Below are 24137 nucleotides of genomic sequence, written 5' to 3' on the forward strand. Positions count from 1 at the left end.
CATGCAAGCTGGCTTGCATGGCGCAAAGGAGCACAAGCAGCATGTCCAACTTCTCTGGTTTTTCCGGGATTTCCGGTTTCTCTTATCCCTCCCTCCGGCAAGCGCTGTCCGTCGCGGTCGCCACGCTGGGCATCGTGGCATCGGGCGCCGCGATGGCGCAGGAGCAGACCCTGCGCGTCGGCACCGTCAGCGGCCCGGACGCGCAAGTCTGGCAGGTCGTGCAGAAGGTCGCCAAGCGCGAAGGGCTCAACATCAAGGTCGTCGAGTTCAACGACTATGTGCAGCCCAACGCCGCGCTCGACGCGGGCGACCTCGACGCCAACAGCTTCCAGCATCAGCCTTACCTGGACAGCCAGGTGAAGCAGCGCGGCTACAAGATGGTCAGCGCGGGCTACACGTATATCTCTCCGCTGGGCATCTACTCGCAGAAGCTGAAGTCGCCCAAGGACCTGCCGCAAGGCGCCAAGGTCGCCGTGCCCAACGATCCCTCCAACGAGAACCGCGCGCTGCTCCTGCTGGCCGCGCAAGGCGTGATCAAGCTCAAGCGTGGCGTTGGTGCCAACGGCGTCAACGCCACGCCGCTGGATGTGAGCGACAACCCGAAGAAGCTGAAGCTCGTCGAGCTCGACGCCGCGCAGCTGGCGCGCTCGCTGCCCGACGTGGCCGCGGCGGTGATCAACACCAACTACGCGCTTGCCGCTGGCCTGCAGCCGACCCGCAACGCCATCGCGCTGGAAGACATCCACAGCCCGTACGCCAACATCATCGCCGTGCGCACCCAGGACAAGGACAAGCCGTGGGTGAAGAAGCTGGTTGCCGCTTACCAGTCGGAAGAGGTACGGCAGTTCATGAAGAACGAGTTCAAGGGGGCCATGGTGCCGTCGTTCTGATCGGGCAGGTGGCCATGGACATTGCGCCGTCCCGGTTGCGCAGGCCTGGCAGACAAGCCCTTTCGGATCGCAAGGTCCGAAGGGGCTTTTTGTTTGTGGCCGGCCGCTATTCCCGTGGCATGAACGTGATGTTGACGCCGGGGGGCGCCACGCCGTTCTCGTCGCGCGGCAGCGGGTCGGATCGCTCCACCGCGCGCAGCACGGCGTTGTCCCAGCCGGCATTGCCGCTGGACTTGGCCAGCCGCACCGACAGCAGCGAGCCATCCGGCGCCATGCGCACCGCGACCACCGCGGCCGGGTTGCCAGCGATCTCTTCGGTAAAGATGATGTTCGGCTTCACGCGGCGCCGCACGCGGTCCGCGTAGCCGGGCGAGGCGTTGCCGCCAGCACCGGCGCCGGTGCCCGCGCGGTTGCCTGCGCCACCTGTGGTGGGCGCGCTGTTGGCCATGGCCTGCAGGCGTGCCAGTTCGCTCTGGCGCTGCTGCTTCAAGGCCGCCTGGCGCTCCGCCTCCCGCGCATTGCGCTCGCGCTGGTCGGCCTGCCTGGCTTGCTCGGCCGCCTGCTTGCGCTTTTGAGTCTGCAGGGCGATGTCGGCGTTGTCGTCCGGCTCCGGCTTCAAGACAGGCTGCGGTTCCACGGGTGTCGGCTGGACCACCGGCTGGGGCTGCGCAATCTCGGGCACGGTGTCCCACAACTCCGCCTCCACGCCGGCCGGCGTGCGGCTCTGCCAATGCACCCCGTAGTAAAGCATCAAGCCCAGCAGCAGATGCATGAACAGAGCCAGCAGGAAACACTTCAGCGTTCCTCGCTCCTGCACCTGTTGATACGGATGGGCAATGGTCATCATGACGTGCGGCAGGCCACGGACGGGCGATGCATAGTCAGTGCTGTGTCATTCCAGAATCACTCTCACATCTCAGTGAAAGGAGCCGGTGCGGTGCTTTGTGCGCGACCCCGCGCATGGCATCCACTGCATGCAGCTTAGGTCGGCATCGTCGCGGCAGGCAAGCGGGATTCTCTGCGGCGGGATGCCCTGAAGGTGGAGCGTGGATCTGGCGAGAAACAGAAGCCCCAAAAGCAAAACCCCTCCCGATCTTGCGATCGGGAGGGGTTTTTGTTGTAGCCCGTTTCCAGGCTTCAACGAATATGGTGGCGAATCAGGGACTCGAACCCCGGACCTGCGGATTATGATTCCGTCGCTCTAACCAACTGAGCTAATTCGCCGAACAAGACCGAGATTATACATGGCATTTTGAGGCTGTCAACACCACTTCTTCAAAAAGTTTTGAGGGCGTCGAATGGCACGGCATGCACCCTGCAGCCTGCAAAAAAAACGGCGGACCTTGCGGCCCGCCGGTGGAGCGACTGACTACCGGATCAGTCGTGCATGAGACTGTTGCCCTGGACCACGGGCCGGCTCACGCGCCTTCAGTCGTTGGCGTAGATATCCACGTCCTTGGTTTCGCGGATGAACAGCGAGCCGAGAACCAGGGTGACGCCCGCGATGATGATCGGGTACCAGAGGCCGTAGTAGATGTTGCCGTTCTGCGCCACCAGCGCGAAGGAGATGGTGGGCAGCAGGCCGCCGAACCAGCCATTGCCGATGTGATACGGCAGCGACATGGACGTGTAGCGGATCCGGGTCGGGAACATCTCCACCAGCATGGCCGCGATCGGGCCGTACACCATGGTCACGTAGATCACCAGGATGACGAGGACCACCAGCACCATGATGGTGTTCATCTGCGCGGGGTCCGCCTTGGTCGGGTAGCCGGCCGAGGCCATCGACTCGCCCACCTGCTTCTTGAACGCAGCGATCTGCTTCTTGCTCGCATCGTCGAAGCTGTGGCCCGCCGGTACCAGCGAGGCGTTGAACGAAGCGATCTCCTTGTCGCCGATCTTCACCGAGGCCACGGTGCCGGCCGGAGCTTCCACCACTTCATAGCTGGCCGAAGCCTGTGCCAGGGTCCGCTTGACGATGTCGCAGGAGCTGCGGAAATCGATTTCGCGGGCGATCGGGCTGCCCTGGAAGGAGCATTGCTTCGGATCCGCGGTCACCACGATCTGGGCGCTTTGCTGCGCGCGCTCCAGGGCCGGGTTGGCGTAGTGGGTCAGGGCCTTGAACAGCGGGAAGTAGGTCAGCATCGCCAGCGCGCAGCCGGCCATGATGATCCACTTGCGCCCGACCTTGTCCGACAGCGAGCCAAAGAAGATGAAGAAGGGCGTGCCGACCACCAGGGCGCCCGCGATCAGCAGGTTGGCGGTGGTGGCGTCGACCTTGAGCACCTGGGTCAGGAAGAACAGCGAGTAGAACTGGCCGGTGTACCAGACCACGGCCTGGCCGGCGGTCAGGCCGATCAGCGCCAGGATCACGATCTTCAGGTTGCGCCATTGGCCGAACGCTTCGGTCAGCGGGGCCTTGGAGGTCTTGCCTTCGGCCTTCATCTTCTGGAAGGCGGGCGATTCGCTCATCGACAGGCGGATGTAGACCGACACGCCCAGCAGCAGGATCGAGACCAGGAACGGAATGCGCCAGCCCCAGACTTCAAAGTTGGCGCCCGTCATGTTGCGGCACACCAGGATCACGATCAGCGACAGGAACAGGCCGAGCGTGGCGGTGGTCTGGATCCAGGCGGTATAGGCACCACGCTTGCCGTGCGGCGCGTGCTCGGCCACGTAGGTGGCGGCGCCGCCGTACTCGCCGCCGAGCGCCAGGCCCTGCAGCATGCGCAGCCCGATCAGGATGATCGGGGCGGCCCAGCCGATGCTGGCGAATCCCGGCAACAGGCCCACGATGAAGGTCGAGGCCCCCATGATCAGGATGGTCACCAGGAAGGTGTACTTGCGCCCGATCATGTCGCCCAGGCGGCCGAACACCAGCGCGCCGAACGGCCGCACGATGAAGCCGGCGGCAAATGCCAGCAGGGCGAAAATGAAGGCGGCGGTTGGATCGAGGCCGGAGAAGAACTGCTTGGCGATGATGGCCGCCAGCGAACCGTAAAGATAAAAGTCGTACCACTCGAACACCGTCCCGAGCGAGGAGGCAAAGATCACCTTCCTCTCTTCGGCGGTCATTGCCGAGTTCTGGGCGTTGCCCCCGGGTATCGCCACGTTTTGTGCGTTGGCCATCGTCTCCTCCGTTTGTGATCGGAATCTTTCGGGCTGGCGGCCGGCACGCTCTCGCTCTCTGGCGGACGCGCGACAACCTCCGAAGTTGCAATGGATTGTGGGAGGCGAACCTTACTGCGTTCTGACAATTTCGGCCGGGTTCGCCACTAAACGCTCGGGGTATACGCTAGGCGAAAAGCAGGCCCGGCGGTGCTGCGCCGCGCTGCGAAGGGCGTCAGGCGGGCCTGTGTCAGCCTGTGATGCGTGGCGGCGCCGGGATTCTTGCTATGCAGCATCGTCGTGCTGGCGGGCGGGCGCGGGCAGCTCGCCGGCGTCATCGTCTTCATCGCGGTTCATGCGCCAGGCATAGATTGCCGCCATCAGGACGTAGACGATCAGCGCGCCCTGCGCACCGACCCAGAACGAGAAGGGCCAGCCGAAGAAATCGAAGCGCAACTCGCGGGCATACCAGGCGACCACGAAGGTGACAACGAACCAGATCGATAGCAGCACGGCAATCCAGCGCAGGTTGCGATGCCACGCGCGGCGCTCGGACTGATCGGCCTGGTCGCGCCCGCCGCGCGCCTGGTTGGGGTTGGTCATGCAGGCTCCAGTGGGGATGGCCGGCGCAGCGTGATGCGAAAGCACGCGCCGGCCAGGCGCGGCTCCGTCTGGTAGACGTGGTCGAGAATGGTGACATCGCCGCCGTGCTGCTGCACGATCTCGCGCACGATGGCCAGGCCCAGGCCGCTGCCCTGGGTCTTGGTGCCGAGCACGCGGTAGAACCGTTCCATCACGCGCTCGCGCTCGGCCACCGGGATGCCGCAGCCGGTGTCTTCCACCTCGAGATACGCGAAGGGCTCGAAGGCATCCGCGCTGACGCGCACGGTGGCGTGGCCATCGGCCGGCGTGTAGCGGATGGCGTTGTCGATCAGGTTGTTGAGCATCTCGGTGAGCATCAACCGATTGCCTTGCACCATCACCGGATGGTCGTCGGCATCCACGCCGAGGTCGATGCGGCGCGCCCACGCCTGCGGCAGCCAGTCCTTGACCACCTCGCGCGCGAGCGCGGCCAGGTCCAGCGGCGCCATGCTGCCGGCGCCGGCCAGGTTCTCCATGCGCGCCAGCGACAGCAACTGCGTCACCAGGTGGGCCGCGCGCTCCGAGCTGCCGGCGATCTGCGCCAGCGACTTGCGCAGCTCCTCGGGCGATTGCTCGCGCTGCGCCAGTTCCGCCTGCATGCGCAGCCCGGCCAGCGGCGTCTTCATCTGGTGGGCGGCATCGGCGATAAAGCGTTTCTGCGTCTGCACGGACACGTCGAGCCGCGCCAGCAGGTCGTTGAACGAGGCCACCAGCGGCGTGATTTCCTGCGGCGCGGCGCGCTCGTCGATGGGGCTGGTGTCGCCGGGGTTGCGTGCGCGGATGCGCTGCTGGATCGAAGTCAGCGGGGCCAGCCCGCGCGTGAGGCCGAACCACACCAGCACCACCGCCAGCGGCAGGATCACGAACTGCGGCAGGATCACGCCCTTGATGATTTCATTGGCCAGCCGAGCGCGCTTGTCGAGCGTCTCGCCAACCTGCACCAGCACCGGCTGCGCGTCGCCCGCCTGCTTCAGATCGACGTAGGTGTAGGCCACGCGCACGTCGTTGCCCGCGATGCGGTCGTCGCGCAGCGAGACCAGCCCGGCGTGGCCGCGATCGTCCTCGCCGGGCAGCGGCATGTCGTTGTCCCCGGCGACGAACTCGCCGTGCGTGCCCACCACCTGGTAGTAGATGTTGTCGGTTTCATCGGCCCGCAGGATTTCGCGCGCGGACAGGGGCAACTGCAGCGTGACGCGCCCGTTGACCTCGCGCACCTGCTGCGACAGCACGATGGCGCTGGCCTCCAGCGAGCGGTCGAAGGGCCCGTTGGCAATAGACTTTGCCACCAGGTAGGTCACGGCAATGCTCATTGGCCACAGCAGCAGCAGCGGCGCCAGCATCCAGTCCAGGATTTCGCCGAACAGCGAGCGCGGCGATGGATGGCCCGCGCTGTCTTCAAGGTGCGGCAGGGCCTCGGCCAGCGTTTCGTCGCTGACGATCTCATCGGGCGGGGAGGGCGCGCGCGCGGGCCGTGCGGCCCGCGCGCGCCGCCGGGGCAGTCGCAGCAGGCTCATGGGGAGGAGGAGGTGGCGGTGGGGCAGGTCCTGGCGCGTCGCCGGCATGCGGTCAAAGGGAAGCGGCGCCGATGCCGGTTCTGATTCTAATGGCGCTTTCTAGTCGTGCGCCACGGCGGCCTGGAATTTCTCCAGGCAGTAGCCCAGCCCGCGAACCGTGGCAATGCGGATCCCGCCCACCTCGATCTTCTTGCGCAGCCGGTGTACATAGACTTCGATGGCATTGTTGCTGACCTCTTCGCCCCATTCGCACAGGTGGTCGACCAGTTGCTCCTTCGATACCAGCCGCCCGGTGCGGGTGAGCAGGATCTCCAGCAGCCCGACTTCGCGCGCGGAGAGATCCAGCATCTGCTCGTTCAGGTAGGCGATGCGGCCAACCTGGTCGAAGGCCAGCGGGCCATGGTGCGTGAGCGTGGCGCCACCGCCGGCGCCGCGCCGCACCAGCGCACGCACGCGGGCTTCCAGCTCGGACAGGGCGAAGGGCTTGGCCATGTAGTCATCGGCGCCCAGGTCCAAGCCCTTGACGCGCTCATCGACGCCGTCGGCCGCGGTCAGGATCAGCACCGGCAGCATGGCGCCGCGCGTGCGCAGGCGCTTGAGCACCTCCAGCCCGGGCATGCGGGGCAGGCCGAGATCGAGGATCAGGAGGTCGAAGGCCTGGGTCGAGAGCGCCGAGTCGGCTTCAACCCCACTGGCGACATGGTCGACGGCATAGCCGGAGTGACGTAATGAGCGTGTCAGGCCATCTGCCAGCACGTCGTCATCTTCCGCGATCAGAATACGCATGGTTGTCTCCACCCTGGCCGGCTTAGTCGTCGCTTTACATCAAATGACGCGTGCGGGACTTGCCAAGCATACTGTTTTTTTATACAGTACCCGCTTGATCCGGTCGCGCAGTGAGCGGGCCGGATCGTACTGAATTCAGCGACGCACTTTAGCAACGCACGTATTACCGACGTTTGCCCAATGCTTGCCCCTGCTGCCAGGTTCATTGTCATCAGGAGTTCGCAGCGCGGCGCGGGTCGGGCGGTTACCCGCAAAAGCAGGCAGCGCGCCACATGCGGCCTATTTATACACCATTGACGGAAGGACGACCATGGATGACGGCAAGAAGGCGGGTGCTGGCGTAAGCGCCGAAAAGCAGAAGGCGCTGGCGGCCGCGCTGGCCCAGATCGAGAAGCAGTTCGGCAAGGGCTCGATCATGAAACTGGGCGAGGCCGACATCGACCAGGATATCCAGGTCGTGTCCACCGGCTCGCTGGGCCTGGACATCGCGCTGGGCGTCGGCGGCCTGCCGCGCGGCCGCGTGGTCGAAATCTACGGTCCGGAATCCTCGGGCAAGACCACGCTGACGCTGCAGGTCGTGGCCGAAATGCAAAAACTGGGCGGCACCTGCGCCTTTATCGATGCCGAGCACGCGCTCGACGTCAACTATGCCGGCAAGCTCGGCGTGTCCGTGGGCGACCTGCTGATCTCCCAGCCCGACACCGGCGAGCAGGCACTGGAAATCACCGACGCGCTGGTGCGCTCGGGCTCGGTCGACCTGATCGTGATCGACTCGGTGGCGGCCCTGGTGCCCAAGGCCGAAATCGAAGGCGAGATGGGCGATTCGCTGCCGGGCCTGCAGGCCCGCCTGATGAGCCAGGCGCTGCGCAAGCTGACCGGCACCATCAAGCGCACCAACTGCCTGGTGATCTTCATCAACCAGATCCGCATGAAGATCGGCGTGATGTTCGGTTCGCCCGAAACCACCACCGGCGGCAATGCGCTGAAGTTCTACGCCTCGGTGCGCCTGGACATCCGCCGCATCGGCTCGATCAAGAAGGGCGATGAGGTGATCGGCAACGAAACCAAGGTCAAGGTAGTCAAGAACAAGGTATCGCCGCCGTTCCGCGAAGCCTTCTTCGACATCCTCTACGGCCAGGGCATCTCGCGCCAGGGCGAAATCATCGACCTCGGCGTGGACGCCAAGGTCGTCGAGAAGTCGGGCGCTTGGTACAGCTACAAGGGCGAGAAGATCGGCCAGGGGAAGGACAACGCGCGTGAATACCTGCGCGAAAATCCCGACATCGCCGGCGAGATCGAGAACAGGGTGCGCGAGTCGCTGGGCGTGGTCCTGATGAACGCCACGCCGGCCACCGCCGGCGCCGTGGTCACCGCCGAAGACTGAGCTTCGCTGGCCGGGGTATTCCCGGCCGCGATCCCTGCCCCGGGGCGGCACGCGCAGCGACGCGCGCCGCCCCGGTTTGCATTTTTGAAGTGCATCCATAAACGCGTCTATATAACGCGTCTATAAAACGCGTCTATATAACGCATCGATAAAGCGCGGTGTTCAAGCGCGCCTTCCCCATGGCTACCCGTCCACCTCTCTCCCTGAAAGCCCGCGCCGTCGGCTACCTGTCGCGGCGCGAGCACAGCCGGGCTGAGCTGGCGCGCAAGCTGGCCCCGCACGCCGAGTCTCCCGAGGCCCTCGAGCAACTGCTGGATGCGCTGGAGCGCGAGAACTGGCTGTCCAACGCGCGCTTTGTCGACAGCCTGGTGCACCGGCGCGCGGCCCGCTATGGCGCCGCCCGCGTGATGCAGGAAGCCCGCACCCATCAGCTCGGCGGCGATCAGCTCGCCGACCTGCAGGATCGCCTGCGCGGGTCGGAGCTGGAGCGCGGCCGCGCGGTCTGGCAAAAGCGTTTTGGCACGCCGCCCGCCACGCCCGAAGACAAGGCCAGGCAGATCCGCTTCATGGTCGCCCGCGGCTTTTCCCGCTCGGTGGTGAGCCAGGTGATCAAAGGGGCGGATGCGTGGCTGGATGGCAGTGACTGACGTCCGCCGACGTGGCCGCCTCAAGTTCAAGTGATGCCGCAGTGATGCCGCGGTGATGTTACTGCCATGTCCTGCACCGGTTTCGGGCGCATACCTGCTTTGCCAGTAGGCGTATTCCGAATCTTCGCGCCTTGCTCACGCCTTGATCCTTACGCCGTTTCCCCCGCAATGCCGCGATTTTTCCGCATGCGCGGGACTTGCCCGTCGCTCGACAATCCCCGACAACAGCGCCGCGCGCAGTTTGTTCCCGGCGAGCGTTGTCCGGCATGTTAAAATCCTGCGGTTTTCCGGCCCAGCCGTCCATTTCTCCCGCTCCTGCCTGGTGTTATGCCGCTTTCCCCGCCCGTCAATCGCGCCCTGCGTCACCGTCGTGCCATCACGGCGGAGGCCTATCTTAGGGACGACGGCCTATGGGATATCGAGGCGCGCCTGACCGACACCAAGCCGCGCGAGATTCCGCTGGCCGGCGGCGGCATACGCCCGGTGGGCGAGCCGCTGCACGATCTGTGGCTGCGCGTCACCATCGACCTGCGCATGAACGTCGTGGACGCCGATGCCTGTTCCGACTGGGTGCCTTATCCCGGCCAGTGCGACACCATCGGCCCGGCCTACCGCAAGCTGATCGGCCTGAACCTGATGAAGGGTTTCCGCAAGTCGGTGAAAGAGCGCCTGTCGGGCGTGGCCGGATGCACCCATCTGACCGAGCTGGCCGGCATACTGCCGACCACCGCGATCCAGGCATTCGCCGGCGATGTGTTCAACATTCGCGACGGCGGTGCCGAAGACACCAGTACCGAACCGCCTTACCAGTTGCACGGCTGCCATGCCCTGCATTTCGAAGGCGAGGTCGTACGCCAGTTTTACCCCCGCTGGTATGGTCACCAGCCAAAACCGAGGATCAAGACCGAAGGGTCATCGACCCCGGCGGCGCAGCCAGCGGAGGCGCTCGCCGCCCCCGCCGGCGGCGCCATGTCGCGCAGGTCAACCGGCACTTCTGGCTAAGCCAGGCCGGCCTGCAGTCCGCCGAGATTCCATCTCCACACTTTTACGCCTACCCGAAAGGAAACACGCATGAATATCCATGAGTACCAAGGCAAGGAAATCCTGCGCAAATACAATGTGCCGGTTCCGCGCGGCATCCCCGCGTTCTCGGTCGAAGAGGCCCTGAAGGCTGCTGAACAACTGGGCGGCCCGGTATGGGTCGTCAAGGCGCAGATCCACGCGGGCGGCCGCGGCAAGGGCGGCGGCGTGAAGGTGGCCAAGAGCATCGACGAGGTCAAGACCTACGCCACCAACATCCTCGGCATGACCCTGGTCACGCACCAGACCGGCCCGGAAGGCAAGAAGGTCAACCGCCTGCTGATCGAAGAAGGCGCTGACATCAAGAAGGAACTGTACGTCAGCCTGGTGGTTGACCGCGTTTCGCAAAAGGTCGCCCTGATGGCCTCCAGCGAAGGCGGCATGGACATCGAGGAAGTCGCTGCCCACAGCCCGGAAAAGATCCACACGCTGATCATCGATCCGTCGGCCGGCCTGCTCGACGCGGACGCTGACGACATCGCCCGCAAGATCGGCGTGCCCGACGCAAGCGTGGCGCAAGCCCGCCAGGCCCTGCAAGGCCTGTACAAGGCATTCTGGGACACCGACGCCTCGCTGGCTGAAATCAACCCGCTGATCCTGACCGGCGACGGTAAGGTGATCGCACTGGACGCCAAGTTCAACTTCGACTCCAACGCCCTGTTCCGTCACCCGGAAATCGTCGCCTACCGCGACCTGGACGAAGAAGATCCGGCTGAAATCGAAGCGTCGAAGTTCGACCTGGCCTACATCTCGCTGGACGGCAACATCGGCTGCCTGGTGAACGGCGCCGGCCTGGCCATGGCCACCATGGACACCATCAAGCTGTTCGGCGGCGAGCCGGCCAACTTCCTGGACGTGGGCGGCGGTGCCACCACCGAGAAGGTGACCGAAGCCTTCAAGCTGATGCTGAAGAACCCGAACCTGAAGGCCATCCTGGTCAACATCTTCGGCGGCATCATGCGTTGCGACGTGATCGCTGAGGGCGTGATCGCTGCATCCAAGGCCGTGTCGCTGTCCGTGCCGCTGGTCGTGCGCATGAAGGGCACCAACGAAGAGATCGGCAAGAAGATGCTGGCCGACTCGGGCCTGCCCATCATCGCCGCCGATACCATGGAAGAAGCTGCCCAGAAGGTCGTGGCTGCTGCCGCGGGCAAGTAAGCCAGACGCGAACACGAACGCCAGCAGCGCGCCGGGGCCAGGCCTTCGCGCGCTGCTTTGAGCCAAGCAAAGGATTACAGCATGTCGATTCTGATTAATAAAGACACCAAGGTCATCACCCAGGGCATCACCGGCAAGACCGGCCAGTTCCACACCCGTGGCTGCCGCGACTATGCCAACGGCAAGAACTGCTTCGTTGCCGGCGTGAACCCGAAGAAAGCGGGCGAAGACTTCGAAGGCATTCCCATCTACGCAAGCGTCAAGGATGCCAAGGCATCGACCGGCGCCACCGTGTCCGTGATCTACGTGCCGCCCGCAGGCGCCGCTGCCGCCATCTGGGAAGCCGTTGACGCCGACCTGGACCTGGTGGTCTGCATCACCGAAGGCATCCCCGTGCGCGACATGATGGAGCTCAAGGACAAGATGGCCAAGGGCAACAAGAAGACCCTGCTGCTGGGACCGAACTGCCCGGGCCTGATCACGCCTGACGAAATCAAGATCGGCATCATGCCGGGCCACATCCACCGCAAGGGCCGCATTGGCGTGGTGTCGCGCTCGGGCACGCTGACCTATGAAGCCGTCGGTCAGCTGACCGCGCTGGGCATGGGCCAGTCGTCGGCAGTCGGCATTGGTGGCGACCCCATCAACGGCCTGAAGCACATCGACATCATGAAGATGTTCAACGACGATCCCGAAACGGACGCCGTGGTCATGATCGGCGAGATCGGTGGTCCGGACGAAGCCAACGCGGCCTACTGGATCAAGGAAAACATGAAGAAGCCGGTGGTTGGCTTCATCGCTGGCGTGACCGCGCCTCCGGGCAAGCGCATGGGCCACGCCGGCGCGCTGATCTCGGGCGGTGCCGACACGGCGCAAGCCAAGCTGGAAATCATGGAAGCCTGCGGTATCAAGGTCACCAAGAACCCGTCGGAAATGGCTCGCCTGCTCAAGTCGATCCTGTAAGTACCGATCTGCAGCCTCCCGCCCACCGGCGGGAATGCTTGCCGGAGCCGGAGCGCTCGCATGACTGCGACCGCACACCGGCTCTCCATGCCCCCGCCTCCGTGCGGGGGCATGTCATTCTGGCGTACCGTTACCTAGGGTATCTCCCAAGGTGCGCGACATGCCGATTGAAACCGAATCGAAAGCTTGATACGGTAAATCTTCATGTCTGAAGACTCAGACATCCGAAATTTCGCAGGCGCCGCGGTTGTTGGCGGCGCCATGTGGCGTTCGAATCATAATTTAAGAAACTCGAGGAGCTTTACCGTGGAACTGCTGTCCTCCACCGCTTTCTGGATTGCGTTGGGATCCATCATCCTGACCAACATCGTGCTATCCGGCGACAACGCCGTGGTGATCGCGCTGGCCTCCCGCAACCTCCCGCCCGCCCAGCAGAAGAAGGCCATCTTCTGGGGCAGCGCCGCCGCCATCATCATGCGGGTGGTGCTGACGGTAGCCGCGGTCAAGCTGCTGAGCCTGCCGTACCTGAAGATCGTCGGCGCCGTCCTGCTGGTCTACATCGGCGTGCAGCTGCTCACCGGCGATGACGACGAAGAAGGCCACTCGGCCAAGGACAACATCTGGGCCGCGATCCGCACTATCCTGATCGCCGACCTGGTGATGTCGCTCGACAACGTGGTGGCCGTGGCCGCCGCGGCGCAAAAAGGGCCGGAAGGCAGCCAGCTGATGCTGCTGATCCTGGGCCTGGGCCTGTCGATCCCCCTGATCGTGTTCGGCAGCACCGTACTGCTCAAGGTCATGGACCGCTTCCCCATCATCATCGTGCTGGGCGCTGCGCTGCTGGGCTACCTGGCTGGTGAAATGCTGGTCAGCGATCCGGTGGACGCCGCATGGTTCGAGATGCACGTGCCGCATGCCCACCTGGTGTTCGGCGTGATCGGCGCCGCGCTGGTGGTGGTGGTTGGCAAGCTGCTGAGCAAGCGGGCGCCACAGACAGCCTGACGGGCTTTGTAGATGAGGTGGTGCCCCGTTGGGGCACCGCCGGACAGACGGGTGGCCCGGGAGCCGCCCGTTTTGTTTTTGGGCTGTAGCGCAGGCCATGTCGCAGACATGGCGGTGATTTCAGTGCGGTTTCAGACTGACTTGAGCCAAAACGTAAGCTAACTGACCCGCCGCGTCATACTTAGTGACAAAATTTGCGCGGGATCAACACCCGGAAGAGCCCGAAGTGGCGAAAATTGTCACTCGCCGACGAGACATCAAGACTTGGCGGCGCTGGCACGCTAAGTGCTAAGAACGTACGGCATCACATGAAACAATATGTTTCGATTTGTATCCAAAATTCCTTCGAGGGGTCAATCATGCAACAACGGGTGCAACAAATGAAGAAACTGGGCCGCCGAGCTCAGAAGGGTTTCACGCTGATCGAACTGATGATCGTGGTTGCGATTATCGGTATTTTGGCTGCGATCGCTATTCCGCAGTATGGCGATTACACTTCCCGGACCCGCGCAGCCGGAGCAGCGTCCGAACTAGCAGCGTTCAAGACCGGCGTCGCCATGTGTGCTCAAGAGACTGGCTCGTTGGCAAACTGTACTACCGGCAACGCCAACGGTTATATCCCGGCATTCGTCGCTACTCAAAACCTGACGGCGGTTGCAGTCGCCGCTGGCGTTATCACCGCAACAACGGGGGCTACCGATGGTGCAACGCCTCCGGTTAACTTGGTTATCGTCGACACGCCGACCATCACGCCGGGCAATGCAAATATGACATGGTTGAACAATGGTTCGAGCTGTAACGCAAAGCGCGGCTTCAAGGCGGGTCAAGGCGATTGCTGATTAGCTAGTATTGACCAATGAGCGCCTTCGGGCGCTTTTTCTTTACCCGCTCCCCAAGCTATCATCCGCCTTCTGCCCACAAGGCATAACAAGGCACCCCACATGCTGCCCTCCCGGTCAGCCATCCCTCTCAGCTTCCTGGCCGTAGCCGTCACGCTACCGCTGCTGGTCTCCCGGCACACGCTTCCGCTAGCCACCTTCTATGGCGAATGGACTTCCGCATTGCTGTTCGCGCTCGCCGTCATCGTGCTGGGCGCCTTGGCACAGCGGCAAGGCCGGGGCACTGCCTACCAGGCGGCTCCCGCCCAGTTCCCCTGGATCCTTCTCTTTCCCCTCTGGCTGATTGCCACCGGCATGACGCAAACGCTGACCGGCATGGCCGATGTGTCGGGCAGCCGGTTGCTGACGGAACTCTCGCTGGCGCTGGGCGCGGCGGTAATGTGGGCAGCCTGGCGGCAGGGCCGTGCGGCGTCGTCCGTGGAGCGGCAGGCGATGGCGGATGTGCTGGCCATTGCGTGGCTGGTGGCCGGGTTGCTGGGCACGCTGGCGCAATGGGTGCAGGTATTCGGCCTGGAGCCGGACACGCTGGGGATGGTGTCCACTTACTTTTACGATGACAACCGCCGCTTGTGGGGCAACCTGAACCAGCCGAATCACCAGGCGACCGTGGCCGGCATCGCGCTGGCGGCGGCGGTCTGGCTGGCGGCGCGGGGGTGGTTGCGGGCACCGGCCTGGCTGGCGGCGGCGTTGCTGCTGGTGAGCGGCATCGTGCTGTCTGGCTCGCGCACGGGTGTGTTGCACGTGGGGCTGGCCGCGGTGTATGCGCTGGTGGCTGCCTGGATGGCGCGGGGCGGGGCGGCGTTTGGCGGTCCGGGAGATCAGGGCGATCTGGGCGGGTTCGCGGGCGCCATGCAGCGCGCCGGCCACGCCGGGCGCAATCCCATGCGGCGTCCCGCCGGGTTGGCGTTTGCCGCGGTGGCCATGGTGGTTTTGCTGCTGGTCTTGCAGCCGGCGATCAAGAGCGCCGGGCAGGCAATGGACTGGCGCCTCTTCGATACCGTGGCGCAGATGCAGGGGGGCGACCAGCTCTCGTGGCGCGCTGCGATGTGGGCGCACGCGTGGGCGATGTTCCGTGCCCATCCGTGGCTCGGGGTGGGCTGGGGTGAGTATGGCTGGGCGCAGTTCCAGCAGCTCGCGCAGGTGGGCGTGAAAGTCGAGATGTCGCTGCATGCGCACAATGCCGTGCTGGATATGCTGGCCAAGACGGGCGTGATCGGCGCGGCGGGTGTGTTCCTGAGCTTGCTGGCGTGGCTATGGCGCGTGGCGCGCCAGCGCTTGTGGCGCGGGGATGCGCGCGAGCGCGCGCAGACGGGGCTGGTGCTGACCTGGCTGGCGATGCTGTGCGCGCATTCGATGCTGGAGTACCCGCTGCACTATTTGTATTTTGTGTTGCCGTTCTGCTTCATGCTGGGCTGGCTGGAGCCGTCGGGGTTCGGCCGGCTGCGCGTGCCGCGCGGGTTTGCCGTGCTGGCGGGCCTGGCATTCGCCGGCGTGGCGGCAGCCATCCTGACGACAATGTGGCAGGACTATCGCCGCGCCGAGGCGCGCGAGTACGCCCGTGCCGAGCGCCGGGCCGCATTGCCGATGCCGAATTTCTGGTTCCGGCAGGCTGCCGCTTCGGACGCGATCGAGGAGGCCAAGATCACGCCGGAGAACGCCGCGCAATTGCTTGGACCGCATATCGCTGCGGTACACCTGCTGCCAACCCCGACACTGATCTCGCGCACCGCCTGGCTCATGGCGCTGACCGGCGATCCGGCGCAGGCCCGGGCGTGGCTGGAGCGCCTGCGCTTCTACTTCGCGGGGGATGAGGCTAACCAGTTCGCGGAACTCGCCCGCGCCTGCGCTGAAGTCGACGCGGCGGCGCGGCCGCGGGATTTCTGCGACTGGGTGCGGTTGCGCGGCAAAGGCAAGGCGGAGTAAGCCTTCCAAGGCCAAGCCGCGGCGCGCGCTTACTGTGGTGGGTAGCCCGGCGGCGGCGGCGGTGGCGGAGGATAGTAATACGTCGGCGCTGCAGCCGGACGCGGGGCCGAGGCCATGCGCCCGTAAACCGGTACCCGGTGGCCACTTGCGTACATGCATTGCACATACGCGGCGTCGTACCGGCGCTGGCTGCCGTAGCCGGCATATTGGGCATTGCCTGCCCCTACGGCGGCGCCGGTGAGCAGGCCCACGCCCGCGCCCACAGCCGCGCCCGAGCCGCCATTGAAGGCCGCGCCGGCCGCCGCGCCGAGCGCCGTGCCCACCACGGCGCTGCCTACCGCGCTGTTGGTGGCCGCCTGGTTGGCGGTGACGCCGCCTACCTGGCCAAGGGCGAACTGGCGGCAGCTATAGTCGTCGGCCCGGAACTGGTCGAAGTTCTTGCCTGTGCCCGGCAGCACCATCACGCTTGGCCCGCTGGGCATCACCGCGCAGCCGGCCAGGACCATCGCCGCGAGCGGCAGGCTCAGCAGGAGTGGCCGGCTTGGGCGCTTGAAGTGGTTAAGGACATTCATCTCGGCACCTCGGTACCTCGGTCATCGATCGTCGCCCGCGCGCACCGGCGCGGCGCGCCGTAAGCGCTTGGGAATTCAGCGTGCCTGCCTGTCAGGCGTCAAGCCCCAGGTGTCAGGCGGGAGGCTGTGCCGGCACCTTCTGCCAGCCGCCGGGGCAGGCCTTGATATACGGGTAGTAGCCATCCGGCCGCGTGCAGTGGTACCAGTACGCCTGCTGCTGGGGCGCGGGCGCCGCGACACCGCCGCTGTCCATTTCCATCGTGCCGTCCTCGCCCTGCTCGATGTATTGCGGTGGCGAGGCCGGCACCTCGACGATCGCGGGCCCATAGGCGTAGCCGGGCGGGTAGTAGTACGGGTAGGGGTAGCCCCACCCATAGCCGTAGCCGAATCCGGGGCCGATATAGACGCCTACGCCGCCGTGCCAGCCACCATGCCAGCCACCGCCGCCGTGCCATCCACCACCACCGTGCCATCCGCCACCACCGTGCCATCCGCCACCACCACCACCACCGTGCCAGCCACCGCCACCTCTTCCCGCCAGCGCGGTACCGCTCGCGCCCAGCGCCGCCAACACCAGCAAAAGCTGGCCAACCCTACGCCCGTTCATGTTGCCCACCTTGGATCGACGCGGAACGCGGTTCCGCTGGCAGCGCAGTTTGCGCCCCCTGACTGCATTGAATACCAATTTGCCGCAAGCCGCGACGCACCGCGCTCTGGCGAAATGCGGCGTTACGCTTGTTACAGCGGAAGCGGCGCTGGCGCGGGACTGTGTCAGGATTGATAAGAAATGCGGCTCGTATCGGCGATGCGGATCAGGCACATGCGGCGGGTGCCGGGCAGCCTGCTCAGGTGCCCACCACCCAATCCCCCGATTTCCCCCATGCTTTTCCAGCAGCTTCACATCGCCCATCACCATGCCGCGATCCACCGCCACCTTGGTGAGCGAGATCGGGTGGCATGGCGGGATCAGGTCGGAGGTGCGCTTGGTGGCCATGATGGCAGCCACGCGCGCAATGCCTGGCACGTCGACTTCGGAAGCGATGCCGCGAACTGCATCGCTGATCGCTGTGGATTCTTCTACTTTCCGCTTGGCCCGCAACATTCGTTAGGGCAGGCCGGAAGCAGGGAGATTTCGACACGCCTCCCGTTGCTCACATCGCCCGGCCTGTACACGCCAACGTGTTCTTGCACAGGCACCTGATTGAAGTTCGTCTCTTTCAAGGCATGCGCGACCGCGTGGAGACGTTCCGCCGCCAGGGATTTGGGGCGACTCTCGCCTTCCTCGGCATAGCCCCCGACCGTGATGGCCGTTTGCCTCGGGTACTTGATGCGCTGATCGACCATCCAGTTCGCCAGGCGGAGCATTTCGGATGCGGTCACAACACTTGAGTTGGGCGCGAAGTAAACGTCGATGTTCTTGCCCGGCATGCACGCATGCGCGCACTGCATCGACAAGAATGCCGACAGCGCAAGAACGATGTTAGCCGCGCTCATAGATCACATACCCCGCAATGCTGTCCGCGTTCTGAAGTGTCAGTTCGGGCCGAGTTTTTGCGAACTTTAAACACTCGCTCATGAAATACTCGATATCTCGCGCACCAAAGGTATCGGCAAAGTGCGAGACTTCGTGAATCAGCGTTGAAACCTGAGAATCCGCAGTATAGGAATAATCCCGCAACTCACAGAATTCCAGATGGATTGCGATGGTGTGGGTTCGCGTGTCCGGCGCGCAAACTTCGGCTACGACTCCGACTTTCTTCTTGGAATTTGAGGTGCAGCCGACGTGCGCCATCGCGCTTTCGGAGTATCGAACGAAATTGTCGGGCGTTAGCATAGCTAGAACACCGCGTAGGCGACCAAGTCCTCCCGTCAAGCTTGCCCGGGTAGGAGCATCATCAGACCCGAACCATTCCGAGACCCGGAATCTGTCAGCTGACGACCATCTCTTTAGTTCGGTTAGTCGTTTATCGACGAGGGATACGGCTTTGTTGCGCCGCTCCATCACGAGCCGAGCAAATTCCTCGTTCGTCATGTTCGGGCAGATCCGGTCCGGATCGTCAGCAAGCTTACTGCCGTGCATGTTTTCCACAAGCTTACTCCGTGCCGCGGATGACAGCGTGCTGGTGGTATCGGCGGACATGCGAATACCGTTGCCGAGGCTCACCTCGATGGTGAAGTCGTTCTGTGAGGCGATGACGATTGGTTTCACCGGGCATTCGCAATTGACTCGGGCACCTTCCACAAGGATTTGCTGCCCCATAAGGTCGAACGACGGATAGCAATCATTGGTCACTATGCCGCCCCTTTTGCACGCCGGGCAGGTTGCGAAGTCGCCTTCGATTGCCACGTTGACGCCGTGATGAAGCATCGCTCCGGTGCCCACTAACACGCCATTTGTGCTAGTCCGGTCACCGTTGCGCAGTGCGTTTCGCATATCGATCATCGTTCAATCTCCCTATTCGTCATTGATGCGGAGTATTTGTCGGCAGGAGGCGATGAGACTTACTCATGCGTGATGGTCCTTGTTTCGCTTCGCCAAAAAAACACTTCAATGGGCACGAAGTGCCATCCTGCGCTTCAGGGCCGTATATCGCTTTGGCGTCAACAGGAGCCTTGCCGGGGACGTGTGGAATTGCTGTCGCGACGGCTTGATTCCGCTCCCTTTTAGCCACGTTGGGTACTCCGTCCTTAGGCTCGTATGCCACCAGAACCTAAGGTCTGGCTTGGTGTGCGGGACATGCCCACGCGCACGCGGCACGCGAGGATAAAGATGGTCTGTCCAATCCATCTCCCTCCGTTGTTGCACAGCAATCTGTGCTGTTAGCCAGATATATAGAAAAGACTAGTCTTATGAAATCAGACGAATCCGGAAAAATGTGAATTTCCGTCAACAAGCATCAGTCGGCTGCTGGCTTATTGTTCCCAGACAAGTTGCGGGGTGCCCAGAAAAATCAATGGGTTACAGGTTTTCACGGCGAGCGTGATAGCTGGGGATAGCCAAGGATTGGGCCGACCTACCGGCTAGGCCGCTTCGAGCAATGCCTGTTCCTCAAGGGTGCCGGGAACTCGGGTTCTCGCCGAGGCGCGGAAGGCCTTGCGTACCATCGCTACGGGGGTCGGGACATTGAGTTCTCATTCCCGCCTTGCGTGGTTGGTGATTGCGCTCAGGTCGCCACTTCACTGACAACCGTGGCCTAGGCGACCTCACGCATCTGCATAGCGCGGCGCTCAACTACTACCTTGGAACCGAAGAATTTGCGACTTTTAATGCACCCATAAGGCTGGGGTGAGCCTATCGGGACCCACATGGAAAGCAGTGGGGGGGCGTAAGGGCGGGCTGAGAATGGCTTAATGAAATCAGATGCTTAGGTCTTTTCGGCCACCCAATCCCCCGATTTCCCCCCATGCTTTTCCAGCAGCTTCACATCCCCAATCACCATCCCCCGATCCACCGCCTTGCACATGTCGTAGATGGTCAGCAGCGCCACCTGCACGCCGGTCAGCGCTTCCATTTCCACGCCGGTCTGGCCGTGGGTCTCGGTGCGCACGGTGCAGCGGATGGTGGCGCTGGCCTCGTCCATCGCGTAGTCCACGGCCACCTTGGTGAGCGAGATCGGGTGGCATAGCGGGATCAGGTCGGAGGTGCGCTTGGTGGCCATGATGGCAGCCACGCGCGCGATGCCTAGCACGTCGCCCTTCTTGGCCGTGCCGTCGCGCACCAGTGCAAAGGTGGCGGGCAGCATGGTGATGGTGCCGGTGGCGACGGCCACGCGGTGGCTGTGTGCCTTGGCGCCGACGTCGACCATATGGGCTTGTCCGGCGGAATCGAAATGGGTGAGCTGGCTCATGGCGTGGACCTGGCGGATGCGGGGCAATGAATGCGTGACGGATGCGCTTGCCGCGCATGCCGGGGCAGGGCGTGGCAAGACCGGGCGGCGCCCGATGGGAATGGCTTCCGGAGGCCGCTATCATAGCAACATGCGCAAGAACCAAACGCTCGCCGGAGCGCTCTCCTCGCCTGCCCGCCAGGCGCGCCTCATGTCTTCCAGGACTTCCTTGGGCCTCGCCCGCCGCTCGCTGGCGGCGCTGGTGGCGCTGACGATGGCGTTGCCCGCCTGGCCCCAGCAGCGGCTGCTGCTCAACGATTCCACGCGTACCGCGGCGGCCGCGGCCGCACCGGGGAGCGACAGCCGCGACGGCAGCGACCAGGTCTATGACAACCTGAACCGCAGCGTGAAGGCGGGGCAGAAATCCGATTTTGGCCTGCGCAGCAACAACACCGTGGTGGAGACCTCCGGCGTGCAGCTGCCCGACCTGGGCGATCCGTCCACCGCATCGCTCACGCCCGACATGGAGCGGCGCCTGGGCGAGCGCATCATGCGCGACATCCGGCGCGACCCGGACTACGTGTCCGATCCGCTGCTGGCCGATTACCTGAACGCGCTCGGCTATCGCCTGGTGCAGGCGGCGCGTCGGCAGAACATCTCTGGCTCCACCGGCGCCGGCACCTTTGCCACGGGGTTCGAGCTGTTCGCGGTGCGCGATCGCAGCATCAACGCCTTTGCGCTGCCCGGCGGGTATATCGGCGTGCACACCGGCCTGCTGGTGCAGTCCGATACCGAGTCCGAGCTGGCCTCGGTGCTGGGCCACGAAATCGGCCACGTGATGCAGCGGCATATCGCGCGCGGCATCACCACGCAGGACCAGTCGATGTGGATCGCGCTGGCCTCGATGGTGCTGGCAGGCCTTGCCGCCACCAAGAGCGGCGACGCGGCCGCGGCGCTGGCCATGGGCGGGCAGGCGGCGGCGGTGTCCAACCAGCTGTCCTTCTCGCGCGGCGCGGAGCGCGAGGCCGACCGGGTCGGCTTCCAGATCATGACCGCTGCCGGGTTTGACCCGCAGGGCATGCCTGACTTCTTCAAGCGGCTGCAACGCGTGATGGGGATTTCGGAAAGCTCGGTGCCGTCGTACGTGCGCACCCACCCGCTCACCTCGGAGCGCATCGCCGACATGCAGGACCGCGTGAGCCATGTGGCGGTGCGCCACGTGGCGAGCACGCCCGAGTACGAGTTCGCGCGGATGCGCGCCCGCATCCTGCAGGAAACCTCGCCTAGCGATCTGCAGAACGCGCGCGCGGCGCTGCAGACGCAACTGGCGTCAGCCTCGCCGGCGCGCCTGCCCGCGCTCCACTACGGCATCGCGTTCGCCGAGCAGCGGTTGGGCCGCAACGCCGCGGCCCAGCAGTCGCTGGCCGAAGCCCGCCGCTTGTACGGCACGATCCCCGGCGCTACCTCGGGCAGCCCGATGCTGGATGTGATGGCGATCGAGCTGGCGCGCGCCCAGGGCCGGCAGCAGGACGCGCTGAACCAGGCGGCGGCGTCGATGAAAGCGTTCCCGTTGTCGCACGCGTTGGCGCTGAGCTATGCGGCGACCTTGCTCGACGCCGGCCGCACGGACCAGGCGGTGACCTTCCTGCGCGAGCGCACGCGCGAGGAAATCGCCCGCTCCGAGTGGTGGGACATGCTGGCGCGGGCCTACGCCGCGCAGGGCCGGCGCGTGCAGCAGCACCAGGCGCTGGCGGAGAAATACGCGGTGGATGGCGCCTACCAGGCCGCCATCGAGCAGTTGCAGATCGCACGCAAGGCAGGCGACGGCGATTTCTACACGCTGTCGGAAGTCGATGCGCGGCTGCACCAGCTGGAGCGCCAGTACCGCGAGGAGAAGCAGGACAACAAGGGCATGCCTAACTGATGCTCATGTTCAGGCCGCCTGCCCAGGCCGCCTGCCCAGGCCGCCTGCTCAGGCCGCCTGTTCACCCGCAGGCGGTTGCGGCTGGCGCACAAAGCCGTAGCGCGCCGGCACTTCATCCTCGGCGATCGGCTCGATCTGCACGTCGGCGCCGTTGAAATGAAATACGCCGAGATTGGCCCCGCAGGCCTCGCCGTGCCAGGTGCAGGCGCTGCTAAAGCCATCCAGGTCATGGTCGTGCAGCAGCGCGGCTTGCGGGCCGCCAGCGCTTTCACCCCCTTCACCCCCCTCACCCTCCACCGTGCCGACCAGCACCACATTGCCGTGCTCGTCCGCATGGCATGCATGCAGCGTGAAGGCGCGCTGAGAGGTGGTGTGCAGCTTGCCCTGGTGCAGCCGCACGATCCACGGCGCATAGGCCAGCGACACGAACACGCGCTGCGGGCCGTTCTGGAAATACCAGCCGCCGCGTTCGTCGCGCTGGTAGTTGCGCTCGATAAAGGCGATCAGCGCATCGTGGCGGATCGGGTCGCCGGACAGGCCGTGCTGCTGGGCGTACTCGTTGCGCATGCGCCATTGCCCGCGCCGGTCCAGCGCCAGCCAGCCGTAGCAGTTGGGTACGTTGGGCCAGCGGGCCATGGCTTGCTTGACTGTCTCATCCATTTTCGGTGCCTCCTTGCGGGACCGCCCGTGCCGGGGCATTCCGCTCGCATTCGTTCTAGTGACGCTGAGCCAGTGCGCTAGGCCACGGCGTCGAAAAACCGCAGGATGCGCGCCGGCAGCCACTCGATATGCCCCGCAAAGGGCAGCACCGGCAGCGCGCGCAGCCTATCTTCGCGCGGTGTCATGAAACCGACGTGACCACCGTGCTCGGGCTGTTCCAGCCAGACCTGCGGGCTGACCTCGGCGGGGCCAGGCAGGTAGCGCGCTGGCAGGAAGGGATCGTTGCGCGCGTTGAGCACCAGCGTGGGCACTTTGATTTCGCCGAGCACCGGCTTGCTGGAGGCGCGCGCCCAGTAGTCATCGGTATCGCGAAAGCCGTGCAGCGGCGCCGTCACGATATTGTCGAAGGCGTACAGGTCGCGGCTGGCGAGCATGGCCTCGCGGTCGAACAGCCGGGGATACTGGCTCAGCTTGGCCAGCGACTTGCGCTTCAGGGTTTGCAGGAACATGCGCGTGTACAGCATGTTGAAGCCTTGCGACAGCGCTGCGCCGCCGCCGGCCAGGTCCAGCGGCGCCGAGACCGATGCCGCCGCGCTGATATGGCCTGCGGCGCTGCCTTGTTCGCCCAGCAAGCGCAGCAGGGCATTGCCGCCGAGCGAAATGCCCACCACCAGCAGCTTGCGCCCGTGGCCGCAGTACTGCCGGTGCAGCCGCTCCAGGATCCAGTGGAGTTCCTCGGAGTCTCCCGAGTGATAGAAGCGCGGCGCCAGGTTCAGCTCGCCCGAGCAGCCACGAAAGTGCGGGATCACGCCCTGCCAGCCGCGCGCCGCCAGCGCATGCATCATGGCCTGTGCGTAATGGCTGCCGGAGTCGCCTTCCAGGCCATGGAACATCACCAGCAGCGGGGTATCGGGCGTGACCGGGTGCGTGGTCCAGTCCAGGTCGACGAAGTCATCGTCCGGGGCGGTCCAGCGCTCGCGCTTGAAGGCCACGCGCGGCGGGCGCTGCGTGAAGCGTGCCGCAATGATGGTTTGGGCGTGGCCGCCGGCGAGCCACCAGGGCATGCGGCGGCCGCCGCCGAACGGGTCGGTGGCGCGGAGGTCGTCCGGCGCGGGCCGGTGGTGCGAAGGTGGAAGCTGGCTCATGCCTGCAAGGCGA

General features: G+C 64.8%; 22 protein-coding genes, 1 tRNA gene and 1 pseudogene. 10 read left to right on the forward strand and 14 right to left on the reverse strand.

Annotation, left to right across the window (positions count from 1 at the left end; translation table 11 throughout):
- Window positions 1-41 precede the first annotated feature (41 nt).
- Window positions 42-890: a MetQ/NlpA family ABC transporter substrate-binding protein gene (locus RR42_RS03045; RefSeq protein WP_052494420.1), complete on the forward strand. Its 849-nt coding sequence runs from the start codon at window positions 42-44 to the stop codon at window positions 888-890.
- A gap of 106 nt (window positions 891-996) precedes the next feature.
- Here the strand turns inward: RR42_RS03045 and tolA are convergent, their stop codons facing one another.
- From tolA to RR42_RS03075, 6 genes are all read right to left on the reverse strand, one after another.
- Window positions 997-1737, reverse strand: coding sequence for a cell envelope integrity protein TolA (gene tolA / locus RR42_RS03050; RefSeq protein WP_043343883.1), 741 nt, complete (start codon window positions 1735-1737; stop codon window positions 997-999).
- A gap of 300 nt (window positions 1738-2037) precedes the next feature.
- Window positions 2038-2114: transfer RNA gene (locus RR42_RS03055), tRNA-Met, on the reverse strand.
- A gap of 204 nt (window positions 2115-2318) precedes the next feature.
- The gene (locus tag RR42_RS03060; protein ID WP_043343887.1) at window positions 2319-4019 is read right to left on the reverse strand and encodes an MFS transporter; all 1701 of its coding nucleotides are present in this window, start codon (window positions 4017-4019) and stop codon (window positions 2319-2321) included.
- A gap of 264 nt (window positions 4020-4283) precedes the next feature.
- On the reverse strand, window positions 4284-4601 hold the full coding sequence (locus tag RR42_RS03065) for a DUF4212 domain-containing protein (RefSeq protein ID WP_043343890.1): 318 nt from the start codon (window positions 4599-4601) through the stop codon (window positions 4284-4286).
- Window positions 4598-6154, reverse strand: a complete 1557-nt coding sequence (locus RR42_RS03070) for a sensor histidine kinase (RefSeq protein ID WP_043351261.1) — start codon at window positions 6152-6154, stop codon at window positions 4598-4600. Before RR42_RS03070 ends, RR42_RS03065 begins: the two co-directional genes overlap by 4 nt.
- Window positions 6155-6253: 99 nt before the next feature.
- A complete protein-coding gene (locus tag RR42_RS03075; protein WP_043343892.1) occupies window positions 6254-6940 on the reverse strand; it encodes a response regulator transcription factor in 687 nt (228 codons plus the stop codon).
- Window positions 6941-7250: 310 nt separating this feature from the next.
- Here RR42_RS03075 and recA point away from each other — a divergent pair, with 310 nt between their 5' ends.
- The 8 genes from recA to RR42_RS03115 all read left to right on the forward strand — a co-directional run bounded on the left by recA (window position 7251) and on the right by RR42_RS03115 (window position 15996).
- The gene (gene recA / locus RR42_RS03080) at window positions 7251-8324 is read left to right on the forward strand and encodes a recombinase RecA (protein WP_043343894.1); all 1074 of its coding nucleotides are present in this window, start codon (window positions 7251-7253) and stop codon (window positions 8322-8324) included.
- Between the two features lie 179 nt (window positions 8325-8503).
- Entirely contained in the window at window positions 8504-8971 is a 468-nt protein-coding gene (gene recX, locus RR42_RS03085; RefSeq protein WP_043351263.1) for a recombination regulator RecX, read from the forward strand.
- A gap of 327 nt (window positions 8972-9298) precedes the next feature.
- Complete coding sequence (locus tag RR42_RS03090) at window positions 9299-9973, forward strand: DUF2889 domain-containing protein (RefSeq protein ID WP_043343897.1); 675 nt, start codon at window positions 9299-9301, stop codon at window positions 9971-9973.
- Between the two features lie 69 nt (window positions 9974-10042).
- On the forward strand, window positions 10043-11209 hold the full coding sequence (sucC, locus tag RR42_RS03095; protein ID WP_043343899.1) for an ADP-forming succinate--CoA ligase subunit beta: 1167 nt from the start codon (window positions 10043-10045) through the stop codon (window positions 11207-11209).
- A gap of 81 nt (window positions 11210-11290) precedes the next feature.
- Window positions 11291-12172, forward strand: a complete 882-nt coding sequence (gene sucD, locus RR42_RS03100; protein WP_043343904.1) for a succinate--CoA ligase subunit alpha — start codon at window positions 11291-11293, stop codon at window positions 12170-12172.
- Between the two features lie 306 nt (window positions 12173-12478).
- A complete protein-coding gene (locus RR42_RS03105; protein ID WP_043343908.1) occupies window positions 12479-13174 on the forward strand; it encodes a TerC family protein in 696 nt (231 codons plus the stop codon).
- A 308-nt stretch (window positions 13175-13482) separates the two neighbouring features.
- Window positions 13483-14013 (forward strand): pilin, encoded by a 531-nt coding sequence (locus RR42_RS41585; RefSeq protein ID WP_144409731.1) that lies wholly within the window; start codon window positions 13483-13485, stop codon window positions 14011-14013.
- A 102-nt stretch (window positions 14014-14115) separates the two neighbouring features.
- On the forward strand, window positions 14116-15996 hold the full coding sequence (locus tag RR42_RS03115; RefSeq protein WP_043343911.1) for a PglL family O-oligosaccharyltransferase: 1881 nt from the start codon (window positions 14116-14118) through the stop codon (window positions 15994-15996).
- A 29-nt stretch (window positions 15997-16025) separates the two neighbouring features.
- Here the strand turns inward: RR42_RS03115 and RR42_RS03120 are convergent, their stop codons facing one another.
- From RR42_RS03120 to moaC, 6 genes and pseudogenes are all read right to left on the reverse strand, one after another.
- Window positions 16026-16502, reverse strand: a complete 477-nt coding sequence (locus tag RR42_RS03120) for a YMGG-like glycine zipper-containing protein (RefSeq protein ID WP_144409872.1) — start codon at window positions 16500-16502, stop codon at window positions 16026-16028.
- A gap of 178 nt (window positions 16503-16680) precedes the next feature.
- Complete coding sequence (locus tag RR42_RS40640) at window positions 16681-17175, reverse strand: hypothetical protein (RefSeq protein WP_043351269.1); 495 nt, start codon at window positions 17173-17175, stop codon at window positions 16681-16683.
- Window positions 17176-17413: 238 nt separating this feature from the next.
- Window positions 17414-17613: pseudogene (locus RR42_RS40920) on the reverse strand (cyclic pyranopterin monophosphate synthase MoaC); the annotation flags it as partial.
- Window positions 17614-17645: 32 nt separating this feature from the next.
- A complete protein-coding gene (locus tag RR42_RS03130) occupies window positions 17646-18062 on the reverse strand; it encodes a hypothetical protein (protein ID WP_052494423.1) in 417 nt (138 codons plus the stop codon).
- Complete coding sequence (locus RR42_RS38240) at window positions 18049-19011, reverse strand: M35 family metallo-endopeptidase (RefSeq protein ID WP_082054786.1); 963 nt, start codon at window positions 19009-19011, stop codon at window positions 18049-18051. The genes RR42_RS03130 and RR42_RS38240 overlap by 14 nt, the downstream gene beginning before the upstream one ends.
- Window positions 19012-19933: 922 nt before the next feature.
- Window positions 19934-20416: a cyclic pyranopterin monophosphate synthase MoaC gene (moaC, locus tag RR42_RS03140; RefSeq protein ID WP_043343914.1), complete on the reverse strand. Its 483-nt coding sequence runs from the start codon at window positions 20414-20416 to the stop codon at window positions 19934-19936.
- A gap of 190 nt (window positions 20417-20606) precedes the next feature.
- Here moaC and RR42_RS03145 point away from each other — a divergent pair, with 190 nt between their 5' ends.
- Window positions 20607-22319 carry a M48 family metalloprotease gene (locus RR42_RS03145; protein WP_052494742.1) on the forward strand — a complete coding sequence of 571 codons (1713 nt, stop codon included), beginning with the start codon at window positions 20607-20609 and terminating at the stop codon, window positions 22317-22319.
- 48 nt (window positions 22320-22367) lie between these two features.
- On the opposite strand, the gene RR42_RS03150 is transcribed toward RR42_RS03145, so the two are convergent.
- Window positions 22368-22979 carry a DUF2946 family protein gene (locus RR42_RS03150; RefSeq protein WP_043343918.1) on the reverse strand — a complete coding sequence of 204 codons (612 nt, stop codon included), beginning with the start codon at window positions 22977-22979 and terminating at the stop codon, window positions 22368-22370.
- A gap of 77 nt (window positions 22980-23056) precedes the next feature.
- Complete coding sequence (locus tag RR42_RS03155) at window positions 23057-24124, reverse strand: YheT family hydrolase (RefSeq protein WP_173430671.1); 1068 nt, start codon at window positions 24122-24124, stop codon at window positions 23057-23059.
- Window positions 24125-24137: the final 13 nt, after the last annotated feature.

The organism is Cupriavidus basilensis, assembly GCF_000832305.1.
Taxonomy (GTDB): Bacteria; Pseudomonadota; Gammaproteobacteria; order Burkholderiales; family Burkholderiaceae; genus Cupriavidus; species Cupriavidus basilensis_F.